This is a genomic window from Larkinella fluvii (assembly GCF_051857545.1).
In the GTDB taxonomy this organism is placed as follows: domain Bacteria; phylum Bacteroidota; class Bacteroidia; order Cytophagales; family Spirosomataceae; genus Larkinella.
This window is the reverse complement of the sequence record NZ_JBPZHB010000018.1, coordinates 39,691-61,983: the sequence shown is the minus strand read 5'-3', so window position 1 is coordinate 61,983 and position 22,293 is coordinate 39,691. Positions and strand designations below refer to the sequence as shown.

The window sequence follows — 22,293 nt, the reverse complement described above, 5'->3', positions numbered from 1 at the left end:
GGATTCAACGGATGAGACGGATTTGCGCGGATTGAAATTTGTTTTGATCTGTTCGATCCGTTTAATCGGTTTTTCCATCAGTAGTTTCATTAACCATATCAGTATGGATGCTTTACAGGAACGATTCAAAAAAATAACGACATTCATTTTTGATGTCGACGGCGTTATGACGGACGGCAGTGTGAATGCCCTGGAGACGGGGGAACAATACCGGACGTTCAATGTTCGCGATGGGTACGCCATCGAACGGGCGGTTCATTCGGGCTACCGGGTGGCTGTCCTTTCTGCCGGAAGCCAGTTTGGCGTTCGCAAGCGGCTCGAGTTCCTGAAAATCAAGGATATCTTCATGGGTGGTCCCACAGAGCAGAAAATCTATGCCTACCTGGGGTATTTAAATCGCGATCAGATCAACGAAGCTGAAGTGTTGTACATGGGCGACGACATTCCGGATTTTCAGGTGCTTTCGCGTCCTACGCTACTGAGCACCTGCCCGGCCGATGCCGCCGATGAAATCAAAGCCGTCTGCGACTACATCTCGCCCGTGCCGGGTGGCCGTGGGGCGGTTCGCGATGTGATTGAGCAGGTGATGAAGGCGCAGGGCAAATGGCTGTCGTGGCTGACGGATGTAGAACCGTTCAAACTGCACAATGAGCGGTGATCAAGACAACAGTACAAGGACACCAGCGACACCTGACAGGTTTTCAAAACCTGTCAGGTGTCGCTGGTGTCCTTGTACTGTTACCAATTTTCGATCAGTTCGTTAAATTCCTCCAGCAAAAACAAGGTCCGTTTACCCGGTTTTCCGTCGGCAATGGTCAGTTCGCCAATCTGAACGATGGGCAATACTTTCTTGGTCGAACTGGTCGTAAAGGCTTCGTCGGCGTCGTAGAGATCGGAGAGCAAAACCGGCCGCTCTTCCACCTCAAAATCGTTCTGCGCCAAATTCATGACGGTTCGGCGGGTGATGCCGTGCAGAATGTGGCGGTTGGGGGTAATCAGCCGGTCGCCTTTGAAAATAAAGAAGTTACTGCGACTCAGTTCGCTTATCTCACCGTTTTTGTGGTATAACACATCCGACGCCCGCGCCGACCGGATGGCCTGGGCGAGCAGAATGACGCGCTTGTAATCCGTACTTTTAACCTCGGCCATTTCGCGGACGTAGTCGTCCAGAATCACCTTGATGCCCTCTTCAAACTGGCTGAGTGGGGTCGGATGGATTTCCTCCGCGATCATCACCAGATTGGGATTGACCACACTGATGCTGTCGGGGCTGTAACCGCCCGTCATCACGAAGCGTATAGCAACGTCCGGCAGACTGCTTTTATCGACCAACTCCATCACCACCCGGTAGGCTTCCTCCTTCTGAATCGGAACCGGCAAATGCATTTTGGTGGCTGAATTCGCGAAACGCTCCCAATACCAGTCCCACTGAAACGGGCGTCCGTTGTAAGTCCGGAAATAGTCGAAAAGCCCGAAACCGCGCAGCAGTCCGAGGTCGGTGATGCCGAAAGCGATTTGCTCGACGGGGAGAATGGAGCCGTTGAAATAGCCGTACATGTGCAGTGATACCAAAATTTCAACCTGTCAGGTCTACAAGACCTGACAGGTTTCCAATCCTAAACCAGTTTTTTATACTTAATCCGCTTCGGCGTGGCATCTCCGCCCAGCCGTTTTTTGCGGTTTTCTTCGTATTCGGAGAAGTTGCCTTCAAACCAGTAGACCTGCGAATCGCCCTCAAACGCCAGAATGTGCGTGGCCACGCGGTCGAGGAACCAGCGGTCGTGGGAAATGACGACGGCGCAACCGGCAAAATTTTCCAGTCCTTCTTCCAACGCCCGCAGCGTGTTGATGTCCAGGTCGTTGGTCGGTTCATCGAGCAGCAGCAGATTGGCGCCTTCTTTCAGCATCATGGCCAGGTGAACGCGGTTGCGCTCCCCGCCCGACAGATTGGCGATTTTCTTCTCCTGATCGGAACCGGTGAAGTTGAACCGGCTGACGTAGGCGCGGGCGTTCACCTGTTTGCCGCCCAGAATTACCCATTCGTTACCGCCCGCGATGGTCTGAAAAACCGTCTTGTCGCCTTCCAGCCCGTCGTGTTCCTGATCGACATACGCCCACTTCACGGTTTCGCCCACTTCGAACGTGCCGTTTTGGGGTTGTTCTTTTCCGGTGATAAGTTTAAACAGGGTCGTTTTACCGGCACCGTTCGGGCCAATAATACCGACAATACCGCCTTGTGGCAACTGAAAATCGAGGTGTTCGAACAGCAGCCGGTCGCCGAACGCTTTGGCAACGTCGTGCGCTTCGATGACTTTGGAGCCCAGACGCGGGCCTGCCGGAATAAAGATTTCCAGTTTGTCTTCCTTCTGGCGGTTGTCTTCACTCAGCAGCTTTTCGTAGGCACCCAACCGGGCTTTCGACTTGGCCTGACGGGCTTTGGGAGCCATCCGGACCCATTCCAGTTCGCGCTGCAAGGTCTTTTGGCGCTTCGATTCCTGCTTTTCTTCTTTGGCTAAGCGGGTTTGCTTCTGATCGAGCCACGATGAATAATTGCCTTTCCATGGAATGCCTTCGCCCCGGTCCAGTTCCAGAATCCAGCCGGCGACGTTATCCAGAAAATACCGGTCGTGCGTTACGGCAATGACCGTTCCGGCATACTGGCGCAAATGTTCTTCGAGCCACAGCACCGATTCAGCATCAAGGTGGTTGGTCGGCTCATCCAGCAGCAAGACATCGGGTTGTTGGAGCAACAGGCGGCAGAGCGCCACCCGGCGTTTTTCCCCGCCCGACAAATTCGCCACTTTCGCATCCGAAGGCGGGCAACGAAGGGCGTCCATGGCTTTTTCGAGCCGGTTATCCAGTTCCCAGGCATTCAGGTGGTCGAGTTTCTCCTGCACCTCGCCCTGTCTGGCAATTAACTTATCAAAATCAGCGTCGGGATCGCCGAACGCTTCGTTAATCTGATCGAATTCTTTCAGCAGATCCACCGTTTCCTGCACGCCCTCCTCCACCACTTCTTTCACGGTTTTGGTCGGATCGAGCTTCGGCTCCTGCTCCAGCATGCCTACTGAATAGCCCGGAGAAAACACAACGTCACCCTGGAAATTCTTGTCAATACCGGCAATGATGCGCAATAGCGTCGATTTACCGGAACCGTTCAAGCCTAAAACACCAATTTTTGCACCGTAAAAAAAGGAAAGGTAGATATTCTTTAGGATTTGTCGGTTTGGCGGAATAATTTTACTGACACCCGCCATGGAAAAAATGATCGTTTCCTGACTCATTGGTTTGATTACTTTTTTAGGTGGCAAATATCAACAATTAAACCCATAGCTTAGTCTTAAAGAGTAAAATAATGGAACAAGCTCAATTGGTAGACGAATACGGTTACGTCAAAGACGGAAAGGTATTCTTATCGAGCTACCTCAGCTATCCGGACCGACAAATCGGTGAAGTGAAACGCACAGAACAGGAAGCGCTCGATTATTTCAAAAATAGGTTTACAATTGCCGAAAACAAAGTAAACCAGTTAGAGCAGGAAGTTGAGGAGGCCCAGAACAAAGGGTCGTACCTGACGAAACTCGTTCAACTGCGAAAAAAATTACTGAGTTTCGACGCGATTGGAAATTTCATTCCGCTGCTGAACCGGCTCGACGAACAGGAACAGGTCCTGGTCGAATTGATTCGGACGAATCAGCTCAAAAATCTTGAAATCAAGCATGCTCTGCTGGCAGAAGCCGAACAGGTCGCCGACAGTACGGAATGGCGCGAAACGGCGGAGAAGTTACAGGAGATTAAGCTAAAGTGGATAAAAACCGGGCCGGTCGATAAAGAACTGGACGAAACCATCGAGACGCGTTTTAGCGATACCCTCGATGGCTTTTTTCAGCGTCGGCGCGAATTCTTCAATGAACAGAACAAGGTGATTCAGGAGCGCATGGATCGCTATGATAACCTGATCTGGCAGGCCGAACGGGCCGTGCGGAGCATTTACGAAGCCGACCGCAGCCGCCCCTTCAAACGCGATGGACTGGAAGGTGAAGCCCTCGAACGCGCTAATGTCGCCGAAGAACGGTACATGAAAGTGCTGACGGAAGCCTATCACCTCGTTCGGAATCTGAACAACGACTGGAAAGAGGTGGGCGAAGTGCCGATCAAAAAATCCGGAAAAATCCTTAAAAAATACCGCCGGGCCACCAAAACCATCTTCGACCGCTACAACCTGGCGCGTGGAATCCAGCCAAAAGTTCGGATCGACCCACGCGTGGAGCAGCAAATGAAAATGGCCGACGAAGCCGAAAAACTGGCGAAACAGTCGAACATTCCGGCGGCTGCCGACCGCGCGAAAGAACTGCTGAATCAGTGGAAAGAAATCAAGATTCCGTTCAAACTGGTCGATAAAGCGGTTTCGGAGCGTTTCCGGTCGTCATGTGACAAGATTTTCGAATTGAATTATCTGGAACGTGTCATCAGCCGCAAATATCCGGCCTTCGAACTAAAAAGCCGCTCCGAGCAGATACGTACGAAAGTTCGGGAACTGGAGTATCTTGTTCGTCGCGAAAAAAGCGATCTGGCCATGTCGATGAGCAGCATGGATACCATGGGACGTCCCGGCAACGAAGATGCGGACAAAATGATGATGAGCAAAATGAACACGCAAAAACGGAAAATTGCGATGAAGGAACAGATACTGAGTGAGTTCAATAAAGAACTGAGTCAATATTGAGGTAGAATAGAGAAGTTAGAGAAAAGACAAGAGAGTAAAGAAAACCGCACTGGAATTCTTTACTCTCTTGTCTTTTAGTGGTATTACCGTCTTTGTTCTCTTGTCTTTTCTCTCTTGTCTATCACGGTTTTCTGCGCTTTAGCGCCAGATCATGAGCGGTGTCGTAATAGGAACGCAGGTTGGTCCAGTCGAAGACTTCGGCAATGTTTTCGACCCGGTTTCGCTGGGTAATCCGGTCGCGTTGTGAAAGACGGACGAAGCGGAACATGATGTTGGCGAGTTGATCGGCGGCTTCGTTGAAGGTTTGCGTTTTCCGGTTCACGACGTAAATGCCCCGGTTTTCATAATCCCGCATGATCTGCATAATGAAATCACCAAAACCGGACAGGTCGCTGGTGACGGTCGGAATACCCCGCACCACGCATTCCAGGGGCGTGTATCCCCACGGTTCGTAATAGCTCGGAAAAACGCCCAGGTGACAACCCCGCACAAACTGGCCGTAATCGAGCCCGAACAACGGATTGGTCGAGGAAATGAAGTCAGGGTGGTACACGACTTTCACCCGGTCGTGGGCATTGTTGATCAGTTGAACCTGCCGGATAAACCGCACCATGTCGTCTTCTTCAACCAGGTCGTGGGTCACAAACGGCGGCAGTTGCTTGGTCTTGAAGCTCTGGATGGTTCGCCGGAGCCGGAGCCGCCAGTATTCATCCACAAACTGATTCAAGTCGGGCAAATTGATGTCTTCGCCGGAAGCGGCATTCAAAAATAACTTATCACCGAGTTGATTTTCAATGGCTTTACAAGTTTCCTGAATCTCGTCCAGCAGTGCCCGGCTGTGCAACACGTCGGGGTTGATGGACTTGAAGGGTTGCTTGGTAATCATGAACATAACGACGGTCATGTCCATATTGGCCTCGCGCATTTTCCAGTTCAGCCGGGCGAGTGCTTCGAGCGTTATGTCGTAGCCTTTGTTGCTGAACTCAAACCGGCCCGAGGTGAAAAAATACAGGGTCTTTTCCAGATCGAATGAATAACTCTGGAAGAAGTGGCCCATGATAAACTCATGAATCCGTTCCTTGAACTTGACGTGCAGATTCTGGAATTCGTGAACTGCCGTAAACCGGACGATATTCAAACCGTTGGGCAGAATAAGGTCGGGAACGCGGCCCAGAAACACTTCACACTCGCGGGCGGTAACGTCGCTGACGGTTGTGAAAACGTGGGAAAGCTGCGCCGAAAGCCGCTCGATGGTTGCCTGAGCCTCGATGTTGTAGTGTTTGGCTTCGCGCTGCCAGTCGAAAAACGGCAGTTTGCCGTAAAAACCCGATTCGTTCTGGGCCAGGTAGCGACCGAGCATGGTGGCGTGGGTGGTGAAAACCGTTGCGACTTTCACATTGTCTTTCCGCAAATCCGGCAAACCGCTGCTGGCCATCCACTCGTGAAAATGAACCACGATATCGACGTGCTTAGCACTTTCAGCGGCCAGTTCGGTCAGGAAAATGCGCACCAGTTCACCAAAACCAACCACCTGATTGACTAGATCCTCAACACCCAGCGTCGAAATCTGGTGACGTTCCCAAAGCTGGAATTTCACTTGGTCGATGGCCGTTCCAAGGCTTGCAATACCGAAAAGAACCACACGCGGTTTGCCCGTAATAAGCCAGTGGCCATATTGAACATCCAGCCCCCGCGAGCGCATGTTCAGCACGACACGGCCGATTTCGGTGCCGTCGTCGTGCGTAATCGGTTCAAATTCAACGGCGGCCCGTTGTGGAAAATACGGGCCCAGCAGGATGTAGTCATTATCCCATTTCTCGACCATCGAAGGCACCTTCGACCGGATGACGGTATAAATACCGCCGACCTGGTTACAAACTTCCCAGGCCACTTCAATTAATAATTTTCGCTTAGATGCAGAGAACATCGATTCCAATGCCATACAATTTGTTAGGGTGGCTAGCCTGCCTTATTCAGTCGGGAAAGGCGATTCGCGAGGTGATTTTACTACTTTTACACTAACTTTCAAATTATCAATTCGTTCATGGCAACCGAAACACGTCACATTCTGTTAATGGACGGCCCCGATAGCACGGGACTCATTCACCGCGTCACCGGCGTACTGGCGCATTACAATCTGAATATCATCCGAAACGACGAATACGTAAGCCCCGACCGGCAGTTTTTCATGCGTACCGAGTTCGAAGGTAACTATGATTCATCCGTTTTGTCTGATAACTTACAACAGACCTTACCACCGGGCATCAATCTCCGTATTAATCCCAAAAAAAAGAAAAATATTATTGTTTTTGTTACAAAGGAACATCATTGTTTGGCCGAACTGCTGATCCGGTATGCTTTTAATGAACTCGATGCCGATATTTTGGCGGTAGTCAGCAATTACAATACGCTCCAGCCGTTGGTCAGTAAGTTCGGTATTCCCTTTCATTATGTAACCCACGAGCACAAAACCAGGGAAGAACACGAAGAGGCCATCACCCGGACCTTGTCGATTTATGAACCGGAATACATTGTGCTGGCCAAATACATGCGGGTGTTGACACCAACATTTGTGAAAAAGTTTCCGAACCGCATTGTCAACATTCACCACTCATTTTTGCCGGCCTTCATGGGTGCCAACCCGTATCGGCAGGCATATGAACGGGGCGTCAAAATTATCGGAGCCACTGCTCACTTCGTGAACAATGATCTGGACGAAGGCCCGATTATTGCCCAAAACATCAAGGAGGTTGACCACCGGCACACGGCGGCCGATATGTCTACGGAAGGAAAAGACGTGGAAAAAATCGTGTTGTCGCAGGCGCTGAAACTGGTTTTCAACGACCGCGTTTTCATTCACCAGAATCGGACGATCATTCTGTAGGGTCGAACAGTGTGCCGCCGATGGGTGTTTAGTTAAAACCGGCTATTTTGCCGGATTCGATTGCTCAACGATCTGTCTGTAAAAGCATGGCGAGGTTTTCTCACTGGATAAAAATAGGAGCCGCTCTGGCTGGTGTTCTGCTGGTGGTGGGCTTGCTGATTCCGCTTTTGCTGACAACCGTCTACAAAGAAAAAGTCATTCTGGCCGTTCGCAATGAATTTGCCAGCCATTCCGAACAGCGTCTGGCCGATTTCGGCGTAGATTTTTCATTGCTCAGCCACTTTCCGAATCTGGCCATTCAGCTTAACGATGTGTCGATCCACGATAACCAGGGGCCAAAACCGATGGAAATTGTGGGCGTTGATCAGGCCAATCTGGTGATCCGGCTCACCGATATTTTCCGGGAAAGCCGAACCGTTCAGAAGATCCTGCTGAAAGGCGTTCGGTATCACCAGCGCGTTGATTCGACCGGGCAAAAAACCGGGCTGGTCTGGAAAGCCGAAAACCGGCCGGACACCAGCCACACGCATTCGGTTGCCATTCCCGAAATCCGGATTGAAGACGCCACGGTGGTTGTTGAAAATGAATACAAAAAGAATGCGTTTTCGATGACCATCCGAAATGCCGATTTGAATGGCCATCTCAACCATCCTACACTGCAATTGCAAGGGACCGTCGAGGGAGCGATCGATTTCATTAAAAACCGGAACCTGATGCTGTTTCGGGCGCAGGCTTTCACGGCCAAGGTCCATTATGAATACAACCCGACGACCAAAACCGGGACTTTCAGCCAAAGCCAGCTTGTGGTCAATGGTTTGCCCATTCAGTTGACCGGTAGCCACCGGAAACTGCCCGAAAACCAGGGCATGGATCTGAACATCGGTCTGAACGGCCTGCAACCGGCTCACGAGTTTCTGGCGGCTTTGTTGCCTGACTCGCTTAAACGGTATGCCGGAGATGCCGACATGAAGGGAAAAGTCGCTTTCCGGTTTCGAATGAGTGGACAGAGCAGCACGACGGTGCGGCCCCACAATGACATCAGTTTTCAGCTACAGGCCCAAAATTACCACTGGCCCAAAACACCGGTGGTTTTTCAAACCGTGCAGGTGCGGGGAAACTGGAACAACGGCGCCCGAAACGCCCGCGAAACCACCAAACTGACGCTTCAGCAGTTTCGGGTTCAGTCGGGAAACGATACACTGGTGGTGCGCGGTACACTGGCCAATCTGGTGTCGCCGGTTGCCGATGCCACCATTCAGGGGAACTTATCACTGCAACAACTGGCCCAACTGATGAACTGGCCCGGTGACTCGCTCTATTCCGGGACAGCCGCCATCGATCTGGCCGTTCGCAGCCCGCTGCTGTATTCGAATGTAATCAAGCCCTCTCCCAATGAACCCTTTTGGAAAGGAACGCTTCGTGTGAAAGACGGTTGTCTTCATTTTCCAAAACCGTCGGGTCGGTGTACGGCGCTCAATGCGGATATTCATTTTATTCCGGAAAACAACATGCTTCGGATTCGGGAAGTGGTGGGGAAACTGGACGGGCGGTTTTTCAAAATCAATGGCGAAGTGACTAATCTGCTTCGGTATGCCCTGGGCGGCAACCGGGCTACATACCCGGTTCGGACCAAACTGGCTGCGCATTGGCAGGAACTGGATTTCTCAAAACCGCTCCCTCCGTCGAACCGGCGGTCGGCTCCTCCCAAAATACCGACTTCAACCGATAGTTTGCTGGCCGGGTTGCTGTTTGGCACCGAGTATTCCGCCGTCATTCGGATTGATCGCATTCGGCTGCCGTCTCGGGAAGATTTGAGCGATATGTCGTTCGTGGTTCACAAAAAAGGAGAACGGGTTCGGGTTCCGCAGCTTCGTTGCCGGACTACTTTAGGTGGCTCAATTGCTGGATTAGGCCATTTTCAACTGACCCCGGACGGGATTCAGGAACCCTATGCGGCCTTGAGCCTGTCGTATGAACGGCTGGATCTGCAACGACTGGTGGGTTTGTTGTCTGGATTGAACAGCATGCAGGCTACTTACAAAAGGCCGGTTTCGCAGCAAAAAAAATCCGCGTTGAACGATTACCAGTTTGATGTGGAAGTGAAAGCCCGCAAGCTGGACTACCAAACGCTGAAAGGCGACGACTTTGGTCTGAAAACCGTCATCAAAGACGAAACCGCGCAACTGGAACGGCTCACGATGAATGTTTTTGGCGGGCGGCTGGGTTCCCATGGCTTGATGAAACTGGGTCGTCCGGAAGGGTTTCCGGTAACGCTCAATGTAACGCTCCAGAAGATGGATCTCCACCAGCTTTTTCGGGCGGCTGAGGAAATGAGAATCGATGTGCTGAAAAGCGAGAACATCCGGGGTAATGTGGATTGTGCTATGTCGCTCCGGACGGAATTGAACAACGATTTTTTGCCGGATATCAAGAAAATAACGGCTTATACCAGGGCTTCGATTCGGCAAATGGAACTCATCGAAGTTCAACCCATTCAGCAAGCCCTGCGATTTTTGCCGAAGGCCAAGACGAGCCACATCTATTTTGAAGACGTAGAAGCCCAGTTTTTGCTGCACGACAACCGGATTTTGATGCCAGATTTGAATCTGTCCAGCAACCTGTCGTATCTGCATTTGAACGGCGATTACACGCTCAACAAGAAAGCCGCTTTTCTGGTGGAAATCAGCCTGACGGATTTAATTTTTGGTAATAATAAACGACGCATTCGGCAGATTCAGGAACCGGACTCGACCCGAACTTCCCGCGGACTGAAAAACCACTTGCTGTTGCAGCGCGACCTCGGAAAATACCGGATGAAAATGTTTGGCCGAAGAGATTTTGAAGCCCAGAAGCAAACCCTTCGTTCGGAATGGCAGGAAGAGTTGAGCCGCCACAGAATTGACACTACCTTTTCCCGATGAAGCGACGTTTGGAGGGTGATCGTGGGTTTGTCAGCTCCGTAAACCGGGCGTTTTCTTTCGCTTTTCCGGTTGTCTGTCTGGTATTCGGGACGGTTTTGCCAGGACTAGCCCAAAGCCTCCTGGGCCGCGGACTGGACTCAACGTATGTAAAGACGTTCCCCGGAAAACTGACGGGGCGGCTGTACCTTTCCCAAAAATACACCTCGTTTGTTCTGTCAACGCCGGTTATTCCAAGTCCTGCGTTGCGTTTCAAGCCCAATTCGTCGCTGGATCTGGGCATTGGTGCCACCTTCAACGCCCTGACGCTGAATCTGGCCTACGGTCTTTCGTTTCTGAACAACAACGGGAAAGGCAAAACCCGCGACATTGACCTCCAAACGCACCTTTACATGCGGAAATGGGTCGTCGACGGATTTGGGCAATTTTATGAAGGGTACTACCTCGCTCCCCGGGGCAACGCGTCGCCCAATCCCGATCAATACTATCAGCGTCCCGATTTGGGTATTTACCTGGTGGGTGCATCGATTCGGCGGGTATTTAACTTTCGGCGGTTTTCGTTTCGGGCGGCTTTGGTGCAAAATGAGTGGCAGAAAAAATCAGCAGGCACGTTTCTGGCTGGCTTCCAATTGTATTACGGCATTGTGCGGGGCGATAGTGCGCTGTTTCCCTCCGTTTTGCGGCCGGTTTTCCTGGAAGCCGACGTGCGCCGGATGCGGTTTGTGAAATTTGGCCCCGGTGCGGGCTATGCCTACACGTACGTTTACCGGCAACACTGGTTTGCCACGGGTTCGCTGACGACCAATTTGAACGCCACCTTCAGCAAAGAGATCGTTGGGGCCGGCAAACTAACTTACAGCACGCTGCGTCCGGATCTCCTTTTCAGGATCGTTGCGGGCTACAACAGCAATCTGTGGTGTGTAACGCTGGGCTGGGTCAACGGCTCGGTGTCGGTCACAACACCCGTTTATAACTACACCATCCACACCGGGAACTACCGGTTGACCGTTGCCCATCGCTTCAAAGCAAATCCCCGGTTGCGGAAAATCGTGCCGGAGACCATCAAAATCTGATTATTCTGGCGAATATCGCTTTACAACAATAATCTACGCGGGAGACGAAGATTGGCAAGAATATGTTCTGTAAATTATTATCTTTCGAGTCGTAATAATCCTAAGCTTATTTCTTCCCCGCTTACAGTTGCCGTCATGCAAAAATTACAGACTCTCGATTACGTTGTTTTCTTCATTTATTTCATCATTGTAGCGTCGTACGGCTACTGGATTTACCAACGAAAAAAGACCAAAGAAACCTCCTCTACCGATTTTTTTCTGGCCGAAGGGTCACTCACCTGGTGGGCCATCGGGTCGTCACTGATTGCCTCCAACATTTCGGCGGAGCAGTTCATCGGTGCTTCCGGTGACGGTTTTGCGATGGGGCTGGCCATTGCCACCTACGAATGGATGGCTGCTGCTACGCTGATTGTGGTCGCCGTCTTTTTTATGCCGATCTACCTCAAGAACCGGATTTTTACGATGCCGCAGTTCCTGACCAAACGGTATAACAACACCGTTGCGATGATCATGGCCATTTTCTGGCTGTTTCTTTACATCCTGGTCAACCTGACGTCGATTCTGTTTTTGGGCGCGCTGGCGGTTTCCACCATTTCGGGACTCAATTTTACATTCTGTATGTTTGCGCTGGCCGTTTTTGCGGTTATCATCACCCTGGGCGGCATGAAAGTGATTGGTTATACGGACGTGATTCAGGTGTTTTTTCTCATTTTGGGCGGGCTGGCCACCACCTATCTGGCGGTCAATCTGGTCTCGTCGGAGAACGGTACCACCGGCATCCTCAACGGCTTCAACCACATGCTGGCGAAATCCGAAGACCATTTTCACATGATCTTTCCGAAGGGTCACCCGCATTACGCGTCGCTACCCGGTTTGACGGTACTGATCGGCGGGATGTGGATTGTGAACCTAAACTACTGGGGCTGCAACCAGTACATCACGCAACGGGCGCTGGGGGCGGATTTGAAAACCGCCCGGGAAGGTATTCTGTTTGCGGCATTTCTGAAACTCCTGATGCCAATTATCGTGGTTTTGCCGGGGATTGCCGCCTACACACTGTATCAGCAGGGCTTGTTTCAACAGGAAATGCTCGATGCGACGGGCGAAGTGAATAAAGATCATGCCTATCCGGTTTTGCTCAATTTGCTGCCCGCCGGTCTGAAAGGTCTTTCGTTTGCCGCACTGACGGCTGCGGTTGTGGCTTCGCTGGCCGGGAAAGCCAACTCGATTTCGACCATTTTTACGCTCGATATTTTCAAGAAATACATTGCACCGGATGCCAGTGAGAAGAAACTGGTGCGGGTGGGTCGAATTGCCATCTGGGTGTCGATGCTGATGGCCATTTTCATTTCGCCGTTTATGGGAATCGACAAAAAAGGCGGTTTTCAGTTCATCCAGGAAATGACGGGGCTGGTGTCACCGGGCGTTTTTGCCGCCTTTATCATGGGTTTCTTCTGGAAAAAAACCAACTCGGCCGGGGCCTTGTTCGCCATTGTTGGCGGGTTCCTGTTGTCGCTGTTTTTCAAATACATGCTGCCCGGTCTGGTAGATCTGCAATTTCTGGCCCCAACCGGTTTTGCCGTCCCGAACCCGGATGGCATCTACACCATTCCGTTTCTCGATACGATGGGCTTTGTCTTCCTGATCTGTGTCGCTGTGATGATCGTGCTTGGTTTGCAAAAGCCCAGTGACAAAGGGCTGGAGATTGACAGCAGCATGTTCAAAACGTCCTCCAGCTTCGCCATCGGAGCCGCCGTTGTGCTGGCCATTATTGTACTTTTATACGGGTATTTCTGGTAGAAAGAGGTTTGAGTTATTTCGCGGAGTTGAGCGGAGAAAAAGGAGTTAAGCAGAGAAAAATATAAACTCTGCTTAACTCCTTTTTCTCCGCTCAACTCCGCGAAATAGTTTTTGTAGCTTCGACCACCGCCCGGACGACTTCACGGCTCGTACTGAGCCATTCGTATTCGCTCATTGTTACCGAAGCCATTGGCACGTTGGGGTTACGGTATTCCATGCCGCTGTTCATTACCTGTTTGCCCGTCAGGTGGAGCGCGTGAACACCTGTTGCGGCCAGGCACGCGGCATTGGCGGCTGTCACGCCCGCGCCGGCCATAATCTCGATGCGGTTACCGGCCTGTTCAGCCAGCTTCGTCAGAAGCGGAATACCGGCTTCTGCGCTGGCTTGCTGCCCCGAAGTCAGAATCCGTTTGGCCCCCGTTCGGATCACGGCTTCCAGGGCTTCTTCCGGATCGCGCGTCAGGTCGAACGCCCGGTGAAACGTAACCGCTAAGGGGTGGGCTAACTGAATGAGTTCGGCGGTTTTTTCTTCATCGACCGTACCGTCGGCCTTCAACAGGCCCAGCACCACGCCGTCGGCACCGGCTTGCTTCGCGGCTTCAATATCCCGGCGCATCACCGCCAGTTCGGTGGCGTTGTATAAGAAATCTCCTCCACGGGGACGTATCATAACGTAAAGGGCAATCGTTACCTGCTGGCGGGCCAATTCGATCAGGCCGTAGCTCGGCGTGGTGCCGCCCTCCCCTGCTCCCCCACACAACTCGATCCGGGTGGCACCGTTGGCCTGCGCAATCAGGCAGGACTCCAGGGAAAACGCGCAAATTTCAATGTTCATTGATTAATAGACGGTTAGAAAAAGAAGAAGTTTGACGAAAGAATACAAACATTTTCAACCGGGATTCGGTTAAATGGCCTGAACGGCATCCGTACCGTTTCTGAAAGAATTTTCAGCGACATGTATAGGATATTCATATTTTTTTACTTTTGCACAATTTTACGACAATCAGTCGTCATATTTTAGCAGCAACGCGTATGTATTGGACACTCGAATTGGCATCCTATCTGGAAGATGCCCCCTGGCCGGCTACCAAAGATGAGTTGATTGATTACTCGATCCGCTCTGGCGCTCCCTTAGAAGTAGTTGAAAACCTGCAGGAGTTGGAAGACGACGGTCAGCCCTACGAGAGTATCGAGGAAATATGGCCTGATTACCCAACCAAGGACGATTTCTTCTTCAACGAAGACGAGTATTAGCCGGTTGTTTCCATGAATTTGGCCCATAAAGGTACAGCGCAAACGTTGTGACTTTATGGGTTTTGCCATTTGCGGGAAATCAGCGATTCCGGTATTTCTTCGGCGCATACAAAAAACCGAATGCTTCGGCTCCTTGGCGCTTGTGAACCTTGTGGTGAATGTAATGCGCCCGGATGATTCGCTTCAGGTACGAATTTCGGGTGTTGAACCGGATTTTGATCCGACGGTGGACAATAACATCGTGGAAAATAAAATAAAAAATACCGTATAAGGTCACGCCAATGCCAATTGGTGCCAGAAACCAGAGCGAGTCGACTTCGAAGCCCACCACCACCGTTCCGACAGCCGCCAAACTGAAAATGACACTGAACAGATCATTTCGCTCCAGAAAACCGGCATGGTGGTTGTGGTGCGAATGATGCCAGCGCCACATGAAACCGTGCATGATGTATTTGTGTGTCCACCAGGCCACCCCTTCCATTCCCACAAACGTAACCAGGACGATAACAACGTTTACCAGCATTTTTTCGTTACTAGATCAGATCCTACCCAAAGGTAAAACCGCTAACTAGTTTAAATGGTTAATACTGAGAACAACGGACAAAATTACGGCAATTTCCGGTAAAATAGTTGTTCAACCTTTTGGTTCGTATGGGTTAAAACGGTTATATTTAAAAGCAAGGGAGGGGCTGACATCCTTCCTGATACCTACACAGCCGACTGACGGATGGACTACAGGGCGCTCAAGGAACTGGTTAGACAGGGTGAGGGAACGCATCTCGAATTCAAATTAAAGTCCAATCACCCCGAACGGATTATTCGTGAAATTGTGGCGTTTGCCAACACTGAGGGCGGGAAACTGCTCATTGGCATCGGCGACGACAAAAGCATCCAGGGCCTTAAACACGTCGACGAAGACGAATACCTGCTGGAACGCGCCATCGAACGGTATTGTACGCCCACCATTACCTACTCCATGGAACGCGTGCTACTCGCCAACGAGCGGGAAGTGCTGGTGATTACGGTTCCGGAGAGTGAGCGAAAACCGCATTACGTCGACGATCCGCTCAATGATTTCCGGCGGGCCTACATTCGGGTTGACGACAAAGCTGTTCAGGCCAGCAAGGAGGTGCGCGAGATTATGAAAGGCGAAACCGCCGAGCGGGCCGTGCGGTTTACGTATGGCGACAAAGAGCAGACCTTAATGCAGCATCTGGATCGCAACCAGAGCATTACCGTCGATCTCTTCGCCAACATCGCCAACATTCCCCGAAAAATGGCCTCCCGAACCCTGGTCTTGCTGGTGCTGGCCAATGTGCTGGAAATTCATCCCCATGAAACCGTAGATCGGTTTACGACGCGGATGGGGTGACAAGGGTCTTAATGATGAATGTAAAATGATGAATGCAGAATGTAAAAATGTGCGGCATGGGAACACTTTTACATTCTGCATTCATCATTTTACATTTATCATTATTCAATCTCTTCCTGGTCAAAGGTTCTGACGGTTTTCCACTACCTTTGCATATTGTGACCAATGGTTGCATCCGGTTGCAATAGAGACTGTGCCTGACACGTTTGAACAGGAGAGCCCGGTGGGCATTCAGAGTCGTTCAATTCATTTAAGTAACTCATACAGATGCACTATCTGGTAAAACCCAATTGGCGGAAATGGCTGGTTGCCGGTATCGGTTGCCTGATGGTGTGGAGCATCACACCCGCTGAGGCACAACGCAAATCCAAGGAAAAAGACCAGCAGAAGCCGAAAGAGGGCGTTCGGGGCGTGGAGGAGTCCCTGTTTACGGAAGGGATGAAGTTCATGATGATGGACGAACCGGCCAAAGCAGTACCGCAATTCCAGAAAGTTATCCAGCTTGATCCCGAAAACCCGGCGGCCAACTACGCAGCCGCTACGGCCCTGATGAAACTGAGCAAACCGGAAGAGGCCCTTCCTTTCGCCCAGAAAGCCGTTCAGTTGGATAAAGGCACCAACAAATATTATGTGCTGCAACTGGCCGAACTGCTGGTGAAGCAGAAACGATACGCCGATGCCGAAAATCTGTATGAAGAACTGATCAAGAAAAGCCCGGAAAATATAGAATATGGCGTTGAACTGGCGGCCATTTACCTGTTCGACGAAAAACCGGACAAGGCCCTCGACATGTACGACAAGGTGGAGAAGGCCACCGGCATGAACGAAGAAATCATCCGGCAGAAACAGCGGATTTACCTGAAGCAGAATAAAGTGGAAAAAGCCATTCAGGAAGCTGAAAAACTGGTGGCTTCTGAACCCGGCGAAACCGATTACCTGCTCGAAGGGGCAGAATTGCTGATTGCCAACGACCGGAACGATCAGGCAGTGGACTGGCTCCAGCGGGCGTTGAAAGTCAACACGGATTTGCCCCAGGCCCACGTCATGCTGGCCGATCTATATCGCAAGCAGGGTGATCTGGAAAAATGCAGCCAGGAACTTGACAAGGTTTTTTCGAATCCGAACCTGGAAGCTGATATTAAAGCGCGGATCTTATCAAGTTACATTGGCGTGGTTGGTAAAGACGAAAAAGCCAGGCAGAGTGCCGTGAAACTGGCCAGAGAGCTGGCAGCGGCTCATCCCAAAGACGCCCGTTCGCAGGCCATTTATGCCGACTTGCTGGTGCAACAGGGTAAAAAAGCCGAAGCCCGGGATTATTACGTTAAAGCCGCCCGTCTGGACAAAGCGACCTACGAAGTCTGGGGGGCCATTCTGCAACTCGACGGTGAACTGAATCAGATGGACAGCATGTTGGTTCACTCCGAACAGGCGCTGGAATTATTCCCGAATCAGGGCGTCATCTGGGCGTTTAACGGATCGGCCAATTATTTCAAGAAACGGTATAAAGAAGCCATTGAAGCCTACGAGGAAACCCGGCGGCTTTCGGCCACCAACGCCGAGCTGATGAAAAGCGTGAACGCGCAGTTGGGCGACGTCTACAACGGCATGGGCGACCACCAGAAGTCGGACGAAGCCTACGAACTGGTGTTGAAAGAAGACCCGGACAACGATCACGTTTTGAATAACTACAGCTATTTTTTGTCTCTGCGGAAAGAGAAATTGCCGCTGGCGCTGCAAATGTCGGAGCGACTGGTTGAAAAAAACCAGAACAACGCGACCTATCTGGATACCTACGCCTGGGTTTTGTATGTCATGAAGGACTATGCCAAAGCCCGGACTTTCCTCGAAAAAGCCATTCAGGCCGATCAGAATGTGAGTGGGACCATTATCGAACACTACGGCGATGTGTTATACCAGCTTGGCGAGCACGACAAGGCAATTGAACAGTGGAAGCGGGCCAAATTAAAAGGCGAAACGACCGAGCGGTTGGACAAGAAAATTGCAACCGGAAAAATTTATGAGTAAATACCTTATTGGACTTTTGTGCGTCATCATGCTGTGTACATCGGAAGGATGTCGTCGGCGGAGACTGTTCCGCAACGCCCCACCTTCGCCCACAGCCGATACGGTTTCCGTGCAAGCCCAAACCCCAATCCGGACCGATACGATTGCCACCGCCCCGGTCGTGTCTTCCGTTGACCCCAAGGCGACCGTCGACCAGGTTGACTTTGCTTACCTGACGGCCAAATCGAAGGTTTCGTTCAAAAGCAAAGACCAGGACATCAACAACGCAAACGTAAACCTCCGTATCGATAAAGACAGCCTGATCTGGTTGTCGGTGTCGGGCGTTGGGGTTGAAGTGGCACGGGCGCTGATTACAAAAGATTCCGTGGTGATTATGGATCGCATTCACCGCGAATATTCCGTGTATGATTACGCGTCATTGAGTCAGCGGTTTAATTTCAACCTGACTTTCGGTCTGATCCAGTCGCTGCTGATCGGGAATTTGCCGCTGCCCCAGGAACCGGCCCAACGGGTTAAAAACGAGAAGGATTACCTCCTGTTGCGGCAGCGCGAAGGCAAGGTAATGGTCGACAATTATATTGGAGAAGAAAACCGGAAACTGAAAAAACTGCTGGTGGTGGAGCAACCCACCAAGAATTCGCTGACATTGGATTATGAAGACTTCACGGTATTGAATAATTTCCTGTTTCCGTACACCAGTCTGGTAACCGTCGATTACAAATCCAAAAACGACGGTCAACCTTACCAGACCGTCTTACGAATACGACACAATAAAGTAGAGCTTACCGATAAAAATCCGGGCTTTCCGTTCAGCATTCCGCCAAAATACCAGCGGAGACCGTAACTGCCCCGGTATTGCAAGATGCTTATGAAGTACAGAGTGGTTCGGGCTACCGATTGGAGGAAATTGATCCTTGTGCTTACCCTATGCTGGCTGGCTGGCGGGAGCGTAATGGCCCAGCAGCGGAGTCGTCAGCAGTTAGAAAAAGAGAAAAAGCAGAACATCGAGAAGGTCTCGCAGATCCGGACGATTCTGAAAAAAACTTCTTCGCAGAAACAGGCGACCCTCGGCCAACTGAAAGCGCTGAATCAGGAAATTGCGGCCCAATCCAAACAGATCAACCTGCTGACGGAAGATGTCAAGCTGATGACGTCCGAAATTCAGGAACTGCGCCGGACTTCCAACCAGTTGCAGAACAACCTCGAAAAACTCAAAAAGGAATACGGCGAAATGATTTATGCCGCCGACAAACGCCGGCAGCAGGTCAACCCGTTGGGCTTTCTGTTTTCGGCCGAAAATTTTAATCAACTGGTGGCGCGGTACAAATACCTCCAGCAATATTCCGAAGCCCGGCAGGGCCAGGTGCGGCAGATGGAGAAAGTACGGCAGGAGATGCTTACAAAGCAGCAGGACGTCGAGCGTAAAAAGAAACAGCAGCAGGGGACACTGGCCGTGCAGGTCAACGAATCGAAGCGCCTGGAAGGGCTGAAGGATGAGAAAAACCGGGTTGCCGAGGAACTAAGCGAGAAAGAACAGGATTTGCGGACCGAACTGGCCGAAAGTCGGAAGGCCGTCAATCGGCTGGAATCGGCCATTACGGAAATGATTCGCCGGGAAATTCGCGAACGGGAAGAGCGGGAACGCCTGGCCAGGCTGGCCCGATTGAAAGCCGAACGGGAGCGGATCGCCCGTGAAAAAGCCGCTGCGGCAGCCGCAGCTAAAGCCAAAGCTGAACGGGCCGCTGCCGCAGCAGAATCGGACGAACCGGAGACGGCTGAACCGAAAGCCGTTGAACCCAAGGCCACCGAATCGGCCGCAGAAGCGTCGGAACGAACCGCCCGCAAGCCCGATGAGCGACGAAATAATTTGCTAAATGACGAAGAAGCGGCTCTGGCGTCTTCTTTTGCTTCTTCCAAAAACCGTCTGCCCTGGCCCGTCACGCGGGGCTTCATTTCGGATCATTACGGCGTAAAACCGCACCCGGTTTTGAAAGGCGTCATGCAGGATAATCCCGGCATCGATATTCAGACCACGCCCGGCGAGGTGGTGAGAGCGGTTTATGACGGGATTGTTCAGTATACGACCTACGTAACCGGGATGCACAACATCGTGGCTGTTCAGCACGGGGATTATTACACGGTTTACGCCAAACTGAAAAGTGTGTCGGTGCAGGTTGGGCAGCGCATCAAAGCCCGCGAGGTGATTGGCGTGGTGGCCACCGACAAGGATGGCGTGGCGGAAGTGCAGTTCCAGGTCTGGAAAAGCACCAGCCGGATGAACCCCGAATCCTGGCTGATCGACCGTTGATTTTAACCTAAACCGCAAACCGTTAACCTTCAACAGAATCATTTTGCCGCCATCGTGGTTTTATTAGCTACGAATACCCGTAGATTGCCTGCTAAATCCTGCTCACTGACTATTTAAAACGGTTTACCTAAGGAATGTCTGTTCATAACCCCGACATCAAACGGATCACTACCCATGTTATTCAGGAGCTGAAAAGCAAGGGAGAGAAAATTTCGGCATTGACTGCCTATGACTATTCACTGGCTCGATTGGTCGATGCCGCCGGTGTCGAAATCATCCTGGTGGGTGATTCGGCCTCCAACGTGATGGCTGGCCACGAAACGACCCTGCCGATTACGCTGGACCAGATGATCTACCACGCTACCTCGGTGGTTCGGGCCGTGAAGCGGGCGCTGGTCGTGGTCGATTTGCCGTTTGGTTCCTACCAGGGGAATTCATCGGAAGCCCTGCGGTCGGCCATCCGGATCATGAAAGAATCGGGTGCGCATTCGGTGAAAATGGAAGGCGGTCTGGAAGTTCGGGAGTCGATTATCCGGGTTCTGAGCGCGGGCGTTCCCGTGATGGGCCACCTGGGTTTGACCCCGCAGTCGATCTATAAATTCGGGACCTATGCCGTTCGGGCGAAGGAAGAAACCGAAGCCCAAAAACTGTTGGAAGACGCGAAAATGCTGGAAGACATTGGCTGCTTTGCCGTTGTTCTGGAAAAAATTCCGGCCGCATTGACCAAACAGGTTTCCGAAAGTCTGACCATTCCGACGATTGGTATTGGGGCCGGACCGGATGCCGATGGCCAGATTCTGGTGTTGCACGACCTGCTGGGCATCAACAAAGAATTCAAACCGCGTTTCCTGCGCCGGTATGCCGACCTGCACGGCGTCATTACACAGGCCATCGGGCATTATGTCGACGATGTGAAAGACCGCGAGTTTCCGAGTAAAGAAGAAGCCTATTAGCCGAACGAACGGTCGGGAGCCCAGCCCGGCTTATCAGGAAGGCACAAAAGACGGTTTGAAAAACCGTTCCAAACGAATGAAACAGAAATACGTCGTTGTCTACGAAGATAACCACCTGATTGTTGTCAATAAAGAGCCGGGTGTGTTGGTGCAGGCGGATAAAACCCGTGATGTGCCACTGCTTGATATGATAAAAAGTTATATCAAGAAAAAATACGATAAGCCCAGCGATGTGTTTTTGGGAACCGTTCACCGGCTCGACCGGCCCGTCAGTGGGCTGGTGGTGTTTGCCCGGACGTCGAAAGCGCTGGAACGGATGAACGAAATCTTCCGAAAACGGCAGGTTCAGAAAACCTATTGGGCTGTGGTGGGGCGAAAACCCCGGGAGGAGAAAGGGCGACTGACCCATTTTCTGCTCAAAGATGAAGCGACGAATACCGTCAAAGCCTATGACGATGAAGTGCCGGGTTCGCAAAAGGCCGAACTGACGTACCGTTTACTCGGAAAAATCAACGATCATTATTTGTTGGAAGTCAATCCGATTACGGGTCGGCCGCACCAGATTCGGGTGCAATTGGCGAGTATGGGCTGTCCGATTCGGGGAGACATCAAGTACGGCTTCCCGCGACCGAATCAGGACAGCAGCATCAATTTACATGCCAGACGGCTTTATTTTATTCATCCCATAAAAAAAGAACCCCTGATCTGTAAAGCCGGGGTTCCAAATAGTCCATTTTGGGAAGAGTTTTTAGCGCTTGATCCGGAAGATTACAAGGATAAAAACCTGGATTTTATTTATTGATCACTCCCATCAGCGAAAGGCCAACGTAGAATCATCCTACAATTCGTTAAAATGGCGTAGATATTCGGGCGAAGAGAAACCGGTCTTCGAACCGGAAAATGAGGGATACAAACCGCTTACTTTACGGTGGGTGCTACATCAGACCAAAACTGGTTGAGCACTTTGTCTGCCATCTGAA

Annotated in this window: 18 protein-coding genes; 13 read left to right on the top strand and 5 right to left on the bottom strand. The window is 51.3% G+C overall.

The features are described 5' to 3' along the window. Window positions 1-103 precede the first annotated feature (103 nt). Window positions 104-658: a KdsC family phosphatase gene (locus ACS5NO_RS31545; protein ID WP_439418788.1), complete on the top strand. Its 555-nt coding sequence runs from the start codon at window positions 104-106 to the stop codon at window positions 656-658. Between the two features lie 80 nt (window positions 659-738). Here the strand turns inward: ACS5NO_RS31545 and ACS5NO_RS31540 are convergent, their stop codons facing one another. Both ACS5NO_RS31540 and ettA read right to left on the bottom strand, forming a co-directional pair. After that, on the bottom strand, window positions 739-1,557 hold the full coding sequence (locus tag ACS5NO_RS31540; RefSeq protein WP_439418787.1) for an aminotransferase class IV: 819 nt from the start codon (window positions 1,555-1,557) through the stop codon (window positions 739-741). Window positions 1,558-1,616: 59 nt separating this feature from the next. Further along, window positions 1,617-3,284, bottom strand: a complete 1,668-nt coding sequence (ettA, locus tag ACS5NO_RS31535) for an energy-dependent translational throttle protein EttA (protein WP_421828025.1) — start codon at window positions 3,282-3,284, stop codon at window positions 1,617-1,619. Window positions 3,285-3,355: 71 nt separating this feature from the next. Between ettA and ACS5NO_RS31530 the strand changes: the two genes are divergently transcribed. After that, window positions 3,356-4,726: a DUF349 domain-containing protein gene (locus tag ACS5NO_RS31530; RefSeq protein WP_138992878.1), complete on the top strand. Its 1,371-nt coding sequence runs from the start codon at window positions 3,356-3,358 to the stop codon at window positions 4,724-4,726. Between the two features lie 121 nt (window positions 4,727-4,847). Here the strand turns inward: ACS5NO_RS31530 and ACS5NO_RS31525 are convergent, their stop codons facing one another. Then, complete coding sequence (locus ACS5NO_RS31525; RefSeq protein ID WP_439418823.1) at window positions 4,848-6,662, bottom strand: glycosyltransferase; 1,815 nt, start codon at window positions 6,660-6,662, stop codon at window positions 4,848-4,850. A 108-nt stretch (window positions 6,663-6,770) separates the two neighbouring features. On the opposite strand from ACS5NO_RS31525, the gene purU reads away from it, so the two are divergent. From purU to ACS5NO_RS31505, 4 genes are all read left to right on the top strand, one after another. Next, the gene (gene purU, locus ACS5NO_RS31520) at window positions 6,771-7,610 is read left to right on the top strand and encodes a formyltetrahydrofolate deformylase (RefSeq protein ID WP_439418786.1); all 840 of its coding nucleotides are present in this window, start codon (window positions 6,771-6,773) and stop codon (window positions 7,608-7,610) included. 86 nt (window positions 7,611-7,696) lie between these two features. Further along, on the top strand, window positions 7,697-10,531 hold the full coding sequence (locus ACS5NO_RS31515) for an AsmA family protein (RefSeq protein ID WP_439418785.1): 2,835 nt from the start codon (window positions 7,697-7,699) through the stop codon (window positions 10,529-10,531). Next, window positions 10,528-11,601 (top strand): DUF4421 domain-containing protein, encoded by a 1,074-nt coding sequence (locus tag ACS5NO_RS31510; RefSeq protein ID WP_439418784.1) that lies wholly within the window; start codon window positions 10,528-10,530, stop codon window positions 11,599-11,601. Before ACS5NO_RS31515 ends, ACS5NO_RS31510 begins: the two co-directional genes overlap by 4 nt. Window positions 11,602-11,736: 135 nt before the next feature. Then, complete coding sequence (locus ACS5NO_RS31505) at window positions 11,737-13,401, top strand: sodium/sugar symporter (RefSeq protein WP_439418783.1); 1,665 nt, start codon at window positions 11,737-11,739, stop codon at window positions 13,399-13,401. Window positions 13,402-13,492: 91 nt separating this feature from the next. On the opposite strand, the gene ACS5NO_RS31500 is transcribed toward ACS5NO_RS31505, so the two are convergent. Next, a complete protein-coding gene (locus tag ACS5NO_RS31500) occupies window positions 13,493-14,236 on the bottom strand; it encodes a copper homeostasis protein CutC (RefSeq protein ID WP_439418782.1) in 744 nt (247 codons plus the stop codon). A gap of 197 nt (window positions 14,237-14,433) precedes the next feature. Between ACS5NO_RS31500 and ACS5NO_RS31495 the strand changes: the two genes are divergently transcribed. Further along, window positions 14,434-14,655, top strand: coding sequence for a DUF2795 domain-containing protein (locus ACS5NO_RS31495; RefSeq protein WP_009284883.1), 222 nt, complete (start codon window positions 14,434-14,436; stop codon window positions 14,653-14,655). 79 nt (window positions 14,656-14,734) lie between these two features. Here the strand turns inward: ACS5NO_RS31495 and ACS5NO_RS31490 are convergent, their stop codons facing one another. Further along, window positions 14,735-15,178, bottom strand: a complete 444-nt coding sequence (locus tag ACS5NO_RS31490) for a sterol desaturase family protein (RefSeq protein ID WP_138992884.1) — start codon at window positions 15,176-15,178, stop codon at window positions 14,735-14,737. A 204-nt stretch (window positions 15,179-15,382) separates the two neighbouring features. On the opposite strand from ACS5NO_RS31490, the gene ACS5NO_RS31485 reads away from it, so the two are divergent. The 6 genes from ACS5NO_RS31485 to ACS5NO_RS31460 all read left to right on the top strand — a co-directional run bounded on the left by ACS5NO_RS31485 (window position 15,383) and on the right by ACS5NO_RS31460 (window position 22,115). Then, window positions 15,383-16,027 carry an AlbA family DNA-binding domain-containing protein gene (locus ACS5NO_RS31485; RefSeq protein WP_114407565.1) on the top strand — a complete coding sequence of 215 codons (645 nt, stop codon included), beginning with the start codon at window positions 15,383-15,385 and terminating at the stop codon, window positions 16,025-16,027. 267 nt (window positions 16,028-16,294) lie between these two features. Then, entirely contained in the window at window positions 16,295-18,052 is a 1,758-nt protein-coding gene (locus ACS5NO_RS31480) for a tetratricopeptide repeat protein (protein WP_439418781.1), read from the top strand. After that, window positions 18,045-18,896, top strand: a complete 852-nt coding sequence (gene lolB1 / locus ACS5NO_RS31475; RefSeq protein WP_439418780.1) for a lipoprotein insertase outer membrane protein LolB1 — start codon at window positions 18,045-18,047, stop codon at window positions 18,894-18,896. The genes ACS5NO_RS31480 and lolB1 overlap by 8 nt, the downstream gene beginning before the upstream one ends. A gap of 72 nt (window positions 18,897-18,968) precedes the next feature. After that, window positions 18,969-20,360, top strand: a complete 1,392-nt coding sequence (locus ACS5NO_RS31470) for a murein hydrolase activator EnvC family protein (protein ID WP_439418779.1) — start codon at window positions 18,969-18,971, stop codon at window positions 20,358-20,360. Between the two features lie 134 nt (window positions 20,361-20,494). Then, a complete protein-coding gene (gene panB / locus ACS5NO_RS31465; RefSeq protein WP_138992889.1) occupies window positions 20,495-21,313 on the top strand; it encodes a 3-methyl-2-oxobutanoate hydroxymethyltransferase in 819 nt (272 codons plus the stop codon). A gap of 76 nt (window positions 21,314-21,389) precedes the next feature. Next, on the top strand, window positions 21,390-22,115 hold the full coding sequence (locus ACS5NO_RS31460) for an RluA family pseudouridine synthase (RefSeq protein ID WP_439418778.1): 726 nt from the start codon (window positions 21,390-21,392) through the stop codon (window positions 22,113-22,115). Window positions 22,116-22,293 lie beyond the last annotated feature (178 nt).